Source organism: candidate division Zixibacteria bacterium HGW-Zixibacteria-1 (genome assembly GCA_002838945.1).
Classification (GTDB): Bacteria; Zixibacteria; MSB-5A5; order GN15; family PGXB01; genus PGXB01.
The window spans coordinates 1-6,616 of sequence record PGXB01000070.1 but is presented as its reverse complement, the minus strand read 5'-3'; the positions used below and the strand labels follow the sequence as shown (position 1 = coordinate 6,616).

Here is a 6,616-nt window from a genome sequence, read left to right as displayed (position 1 = left end):
TCGAATCCCATTGCCGTCGCTTCATGACTGATCTCCTTTGTGAAATCAGCCACAAGATACTCTCTTAACAATCCTTGTCAATTAATGGGGAGCAGTATAGGTTCAACCCGCTGCAATCTTTAAAAGAGAATGAATACGTTGATAATAAAACGAATAAAAAAAGAAGTTTTACATATATAACAAATGTGGATGGTAGACCTATAAAAGAAAAGTTTATAATTAGCATAAAATCAGATGAGTTGAATATTGATAAATTAAACGATGATACAAGGAAAACAATTAATCTGTTAAACAATCTATACAATCTCCTCGATAAAAATAATTCGACAGTAATAGCGCCTGAACCAATTAACCCACTGCAACTTGCAAAAGGAGTCTGGCAGGACATATGGATTGCTACAGGCAAGACACCCGAAAAATGTCTATATAATGTCGTGGAGCTTTTTATTTTTAAATTCTTGAGTGATTTGGAAATTTTAAAAGAGCCAGAAGACTTTGATTTTTTATTGAGTCTGTATGATAAGGACAAAAGCGATGGTGAAGTGTTATACCAAATGAATTCATTACCATCAGTAGCAATTCCTATTTTTGCACCTAGTTCCTGAGCTATATTATTGCACTGCTTAATACTCTTGAGTTTATCTTTTTCAGACAAAAATTTATCATGCTTTTTCCACTCCATGACAGCTATTACAAGCGTATTCTTCTTGTCCGTTTTATCCACCAGTAGTGCATCGGGTCTATAGGAACCATATGAACTATAATTCTTTCGGGGAATGATGTTGAATTTCTTTAATTGATTTAGAGTAGAGTTTCCAATATTGTAAAATTCATAGTTTCCAACTTTTAACCCTTGTTCTGTCATGTGTTTTTGAATCAGTTCTTCGCTCATGGTTTTATGATTTCTTGTAAGGTTAATATTCCCTCGTGTCTTGCAGGTATTTAAGCATAGCTATCAGTAACAATGACTTCATTTTCATCACTTCCCGAAACCTTTGAGTCATAAACCTTGTGAACTAGTGAGTTACCTAAATGTCTCTTGTTAGCTGACAAGATTAAATTCCCTTTTGGTGATCAACTTTTTCAAGTATATAATTGCCATTTAATATAAATATATTTTAATCGATGTCAATAATATTAAAAATGGCTGATTGGGCTCCCCGCAAGGCTTCCCCGGCGGAAAATTAATAGAAATACCAGATCGTCTCGTATTGGGAGATATCTTCCCCGATCGTCTCGAGGCGTTTCAAATAGTCGATTATCGGAACATCATAGGCGATATAATTTTCCTGTCCCACAAGGCTCTTATCCCAGGGATGAAACTCGTAAACCCTTGATCCGTTGGGAAGAATCGAGACCAGGTCGCGATGCTGCCTTGCCCGCAGATAATTTTTGCCCAGCCCCGGAACATTATACACCGGCTCATCCGTCCGGCATAAACCGGGCAGAAGTCGGGCCTCCTCATTGACCTCCTGAAGCAGACGGGCGATCGGAACGATATAATCCAGGGTCTCTCTTTTGCCTTTGGTATTGAAGACATAATAAGGTTCGATACCGATTTTTCTCAAAATCCGGCGCAGCAAAACGCTCTCGAACCGCCGTGAAACATAAAAAGTATAGACCTGTTGGTTATAAACCGGAATCCCGGCGGCCTTCAATTTCCACACCGCCTCCGCGGTATCTGCCGTAACTTCATAAGGATGCTCGATATGAGTGACGATCGAGACATCTCTTCTCCCCGGTTTTATGTATTTCTTGAGTGTTTGTACCAGGTCATCGGTTACCCTCATCGGCAAAGTCACCAGCGTTCGGGTGCCGATTCTGATATGTTCGATGGATTTAATTTTTGATACTTTTTCAAGAAGGCCGTTTATTATCCTGCTGTTGAGCGCAAACGGATCCCCGCCGGTTATCAGCAGCTCGTGAATCGAGGGATGCTCCGCGACCCACTCCAGCGCTTCTTTGATTTTTTCCGAGGAAGCCAGGGCGTGAGGCGCCATAACTTTTTCGATTTCCCAGTTTCTCTGACAATAAACACAGACCTGCGGGCAGGCATTAAATGGTTTGAGTATGGCAATCGCCGGATACCGGCGGGTAATCAGGTCAATTGGTGATGTCTCACGCTCCAGCATGAAATCGAAGGCCTTTTCCCGGTGGCCGCGATTGGCCGCCATTTCCGCTACATAACCGGCCGGAGGAAAGACCTGGGCTCGAATGGCCCGATCCCGGTTTTCATTATCATTATCCATCAGGGTGAGATAGTAGGGGGTAACGCCGAATGGAAGCTTGGCGTCCAGAGCCGCCTGTATATTCTCTTGCTCTGAAGGCGCCAACTTAACCAGTTTTTTCAGCGTTTTGGTATCTTTGACGATTTTCCTTACCTGCCAGCGCCAGTCGTACCATTCGGATTCGGAAGCGCCCAGAGTCGAGCAGATTTTTTCTTTTCTTTTTTTTCGGCGTTGAATCGCCCCCGAAGTCAATCCGTGCTCATACCTTGCCATCCACTCTTCGACTTTTTCCCATATCCGATCAAGTTCCTTCGATCTTATTATGGCTTTCTCCCGCGTGCCGCCTAAATCGCCGTCGGTAACATCCGATGGCGCTGTTCCCGGCCCGCGGCCCTCCATACCGAGAAAAATATGTATCATTTCCGCGAAAAAACCGGGCTGCAGATCGCGGCGATCCCTGCCTCGCGCAATATCATGCAAAGCCCTGGTAACACTGAAACCGGCCATCCGGTCGGACTGCGCCCGCAAAATCGAACGCATGGCACGGGTGCAGTCGCGCACCCGAACGATGCTTTTGACCGAAGGCGGGTTGTCCTCATCGAAAACATCGAATTGGTATCTGGTGACACGCCGAAAAAGCCGCTCTCTCACTACCTCGAGGTTTGGAGATGAGCCGGCCAGCCTGATAAAGCTTTCGCTTTCCGCTTTTAATGTTTCTAAAGTATATTCCATCCGCTATCCGCTGATTACACGGCTGTTTACTCTAATAATTATCGCAGGAATAATTAATATAGGGAAAAAATCGTCATTTTTCAACCCTGCGACCTATTTAGTTAATAATCAACAGGTTACATATTATACGCGGAAGTCGCCCGATAGTTATTTCTGGAGTTGTCAGGAAATTATTATTTTGTCAGCCGACCTGTTTCCTGAGATCGACAACGGTCGCTCCCCAGCTGCCGCCGCTGCCCGATTCATGGCGAAATGATGCCACCGCCGGATGGTTCTCCAGAACCGAATGAACAATTTGACGCAAAACGCCCTTGCCTTTGCCGTGAATTATACGCACATGGTAAATCTCTTTTTCGAGGCAGGCTTCGATAAAGTCGGGGATGAGTTCTTTTACATCTTTAGGGTCAAAAGTGTGTAAATCCAGGGTGCCGTCAAGCGGCATTTCATGAGCCTCTGAATTATCCTGTTCCATGACCGGAAAATAAATGAAATAGAATATTAGTATCAAGGACTTTTTATTGGTGTCGTGGCGCGGGAAAGAGAACCCAAAAAAATCCCGAAGGTAATTACAGCAGATCGGAAAGCAGTTTTTCTATGTCCGACATCATGAACGGCTTATTCAGGAAACCGTCCGCCTTGGCCGAAACGATATCCGAATCGACATCATCGACCGAATATCCGGAAATTATCACGACCGGCATCTGGGGCCGCTTTTCCTTCAGGGCCTTAAGCAGCTCCAATCCGGACATTTTCGGCATGCGCATGTCGGTGATGACCATCGCGATATCTTCCTTATCGACCCGTTGCAGGGCGTCGTGACCATCGGTGGCTCTCAGGGCGTCATACTGGAAAACCTCCAGCATTTCCACCAGAAGGCTGGACATATTCGGATTGTCATCTACTATCAATATTTTTTTAGCCATACAACCCTTTTTAAGGTATTTATTTAATTTTTCGGCATGAAAGGCTTAAAACTTAAGATGTTTTTGTGAAAAGATTTGCAGATGATCCGCGAGGCATTCCTTAAGGCTGTCCAGGCCGATATCCTCAAGGGCTGAAAGGTAAAAGGCGGTTCGATTCTGCCGCTCTCCCGGCAGAATTTCGCTAAGTCTATCTATCTTGTTGTATATTAACAGGGTTTCGATCTTTTCGGCGCCGATATCGGCCAAAACCCGGTTTGTCTGGGTGATTTTTTCCTCGTGGCCCGGATCGGAATAATCGACAATGTGAAGCAGGAGATCGGCAAAACCGACCTCTTCGAGGGTCGATTTGAACGAGGCAAAAAGCTGGTGCGGCAGTTTGTTGATAAAGCCGACTGTGTCAGTGAAGAGAATTTTTCCCGGGAAACCGGATGACATCATCCGCGTGGTCGAATCGAGGGTCGTAAAAAGGGCGTTGGCAGTGGTGACTTCGGACCGGGTCAGCCGGTTGAACAGGGTCGATTTGCCGGCATTGGTGTAGCCGACCAGCGACACTTTGAACAGGTCCTGGCGGCCCTTCCGCTGAGTGGCGCGCTGGCGACCCAGTTTTTCGAGATCCATTTTGAGGCGCGCAATACGCTCGCGCACCCGCCGCCGGTCGATTTCAAGCTGGGTTTCGCCCGGCCCCTTGGAGCCGATTCCGACACCGCCGTACTGGCGGGAAAAATGCGACCAAGCGCGGGTCAACCGGGGCATGATATATTCGAGCTGGGCCAGTTCGACCTGGAGTTTGGCCGGAGCGGTTCGGGCGTGAAGCGCGAAAATATCAAGAATCAGAATCGAGCGGTCGATCACCTTGACCTCGAGCGCTTCCTCAAGATTGCGCTGCTGGGCCGGGGAGAGGGGATCATCGAATATGACCAGGTTGACCCCGTTGCCGGCGAATTGCTCCTTAAGCCGCTCCACCATTCCTTTGCCGATATAGAATTTCGAATCGGGATTACGCGCCTGGACCACCCGGTCGAGCACTGTGCCCCCCGCCGAGATAGTCAGTTCGGCCAGCTCGATGAGCGAGGCCTCGACCGCTTCCTTACGGACAGCCCCCCACGCCAGCCCGACCAGGCAGGCTTTTTCGACGATAATTTCTTTGGTTTCTTTCATCACCGATAATATAACGTAATTCCCGGCAAAAGTTGCAGGAAAATATTTTATCCCTTCCGGGATGACGTCCCGATTGCTATGGCGGTGATTAACCAATATCCACGACGAGCCCGGCTATCCATTCCATAAAATAATCAACAAACATCATCAATTTCTATCTTCATGCACGGCATAATCATACATGAGCCTGATCGCTCCACCACAATCGGCACAAGCCATGCTTAGGCCAACATTAGAGAAAAACCAAAACTAAATAAGGAGGTCTCAAATGAAATGGCTGTTTTGCTTATTGCCGTTGGTCATGCTCTTCATCGGCTGTGGTGAGGACGATAAGGTCATGAACCCGACTCCGACCGGTCAAATCTGGCCGCTCACAGTTGGAAATGAATGGATTTATGAAGACAGGGAACTTGATTCTGCCGGTAATCCTATCCGCGTTGATACCACCGTTATTCTGGTGGATAAGGATACCCTGATTGGGAACGAGCGATGGTACATTATTACCACTAATGGTGTCCGTTATCAGGAAATCGGGTTGATTGGAAATCGCGGTGATGGACTCTGGCAGGGCGGTCCTTCGGGAACCCTTGTATTCAGATATCCGGTCACCATCTCCGACACGCTTGTATTTGGAGAAAATACGGCGACAATTGAGTCGATTCATGATACCGTCACTGTTCCCGCCGGGACCTTTGTCTGCATTAACTACAAATGGACCGGTGGCGACGACAGCGAAAGACCGTACCAGTTCCATTACATGTCGCCGAGTGTCGGTTTTATCAAGGCCGAGGAGTTCCATGAAACCGGCAGCGGATACATTTATCCCTATTACCGCACCGTGTTGATCTCATACCAATTGCACTGAAGGAGCTGATGTATGAAGACCACAAGAGTTAAATATGTCAGAATCGCCTGTCTTGTCGCATTGCTGTTATCACTGGTTTGTCCAGGGCCATGGGCAAAGATTACTTCCACTCCGAATGATATGGACCTGTTCTGGGTTAATGCCGGAGGCGGTTTTTGCTCGGTCGATGGCGGGCTTGGCGATGACTCGGGCGGTATATCGGGCGGGATAATCGTGTCTTATCTGACCAAAGGCAATCTCTTTTCGTTCAGGGGAATCGAAAATTCGGAATTTAAGCTGGACCTGTGGGGGTACACCGGCCCGCCGGAAAAAGTGTGGGATGTGGGCGTTCTGTACGGCCGAATCGCCAAAGCGCCTCTTGGTTTTGCATCCATATCGGCCGGTATCGGGCTTGTCGGCGGTTCCAAATATGGAGAGAGCACTTCGCTTCATGCGGGTATTCCATTAGAGAGCCAGCTTTTCTGGACCCCGGGTGCCACCATAGGTTTTGGACTTTATGGTTTCGCGAATCTGAACTCACGTAAATCCTTCGCCGGCGCCCTGGTCTGCCTGCAATTCGGCATATTGAGATAAGGCTGCGTGACCTACCACTACTTCACTTTGGTGGATGAGTAGGTTGAAATTGATCTTGCCCCAATTTAGTGGACACTTTGAGTAGGTTGGATTACATTTAATCCAGGAGGTGTCCTGATGGAAAAGCGGCGTAGATT

At 47.3% G+C, this 6,616-nt stretch carries 7 protein-coding genes; 3 read left to right on the top strand and 4 right to left on the bottom strand.

Features of this window, described 5'->3' with window-relative positions:
* The first annotated feature begins 74 nt into the window (after positions 1 to 74).
* Positions 75 to 605 (top strand): hypothetical protein, encoded by a 531-nt coding sequence (locus CVT49_16250; GenBank protein ID PKK81950.1) that lies wholly within the window; start codon positions 75 to 77, stop codon positions 603 to 605.
* A 579-nt stretch (positions 606 to 1,184) separates the two neighbouring features.
* Here CVT49_16250 and CVT49_16245 read toward each other — a convergent pair.
* From CVT49_16245 to hflX, 4 genes are all read right to left on the bottom strand, one after another.
* Positions 1,185 to 2,960 carry a KamA family radical SAM protein gene (locus CVT49_16245; GenBank protein ID PKK81949.1) on the bottom strand — a complete coding sequence of 592 codons (1,776 nt, stop codon included), beginning with the start codon at positions 2,958 to 2,960 and terminating at the stop codon, positions 1,185 to 1,187.
* A 181-nt stretch (positions 2,961 to 3,141) separates the two neighbouring features.
* Positions 3,142 to 3,432, bottom strand: a complete 291-nt coding sequence (locus CVT49_16240) for a DNA mismatch repair protein MutS (protein PKK81948.1) — start codon at positions 3,430 to 3,432, stop codon at positions 3,142 to 3,144.
* A 94-nt stretch (positions 3,433 to 3,526) separates the two neighbouring features.
* Positions 3,527 to 3,883, bottom strand: a complete 357-nt coding sequence (locus CVT49_16235) for a hypothetical protein (protein PKK81947.1) — start codon at positions 3,881 to 3,883, stop codon at positions 3,527 to 3,529.
* A gap of 45 nt (positions 3,884 to 3,928) precedes the next feature.
* On the bottom strand, positions 3,929 to 5,041 hold the full coding sequence (gene hflX, locus CVT49_16230; protein ID PKK81946.1) for a GTPase HflX: 1,113 nt from the start codon (positions 5,039 to 5,041) through the stop codon (positions 3,929 to 3,931).
* A 268-nt stretch (positions 5,042 to 5,309) separates the two neighbouring features.
* Between hflX and CVT49_16225 the strand changes: the two genes are divergently transcribed.
* On the top strand, positions 5,310 to 5,906 hold the full coding sequence (locus tag CVT49_16225) for a hypothetical protein (protein ID PKK81945.1): 597 nt from the start codon (positions 5,310 to 5,312) through the stop codon (positions 5,904 to 5,906).
* A gap of 12 nt (positions 5,907 to 5,918) precedes the next feature.
* On the top strand, positions 5,919 to 6,479 hold the full coding sequence (locus tag CVT49_16220) for a hypothetical protein (protein ID PKK81944.1): 561 nt from the start codon (positions 5,919 to 5,921) through the stop codon (positions 6,477 to 6,479).
* The last annotated feature ends 137 nt before the right edge of the window (positions 6,480 to 6,616 follow it).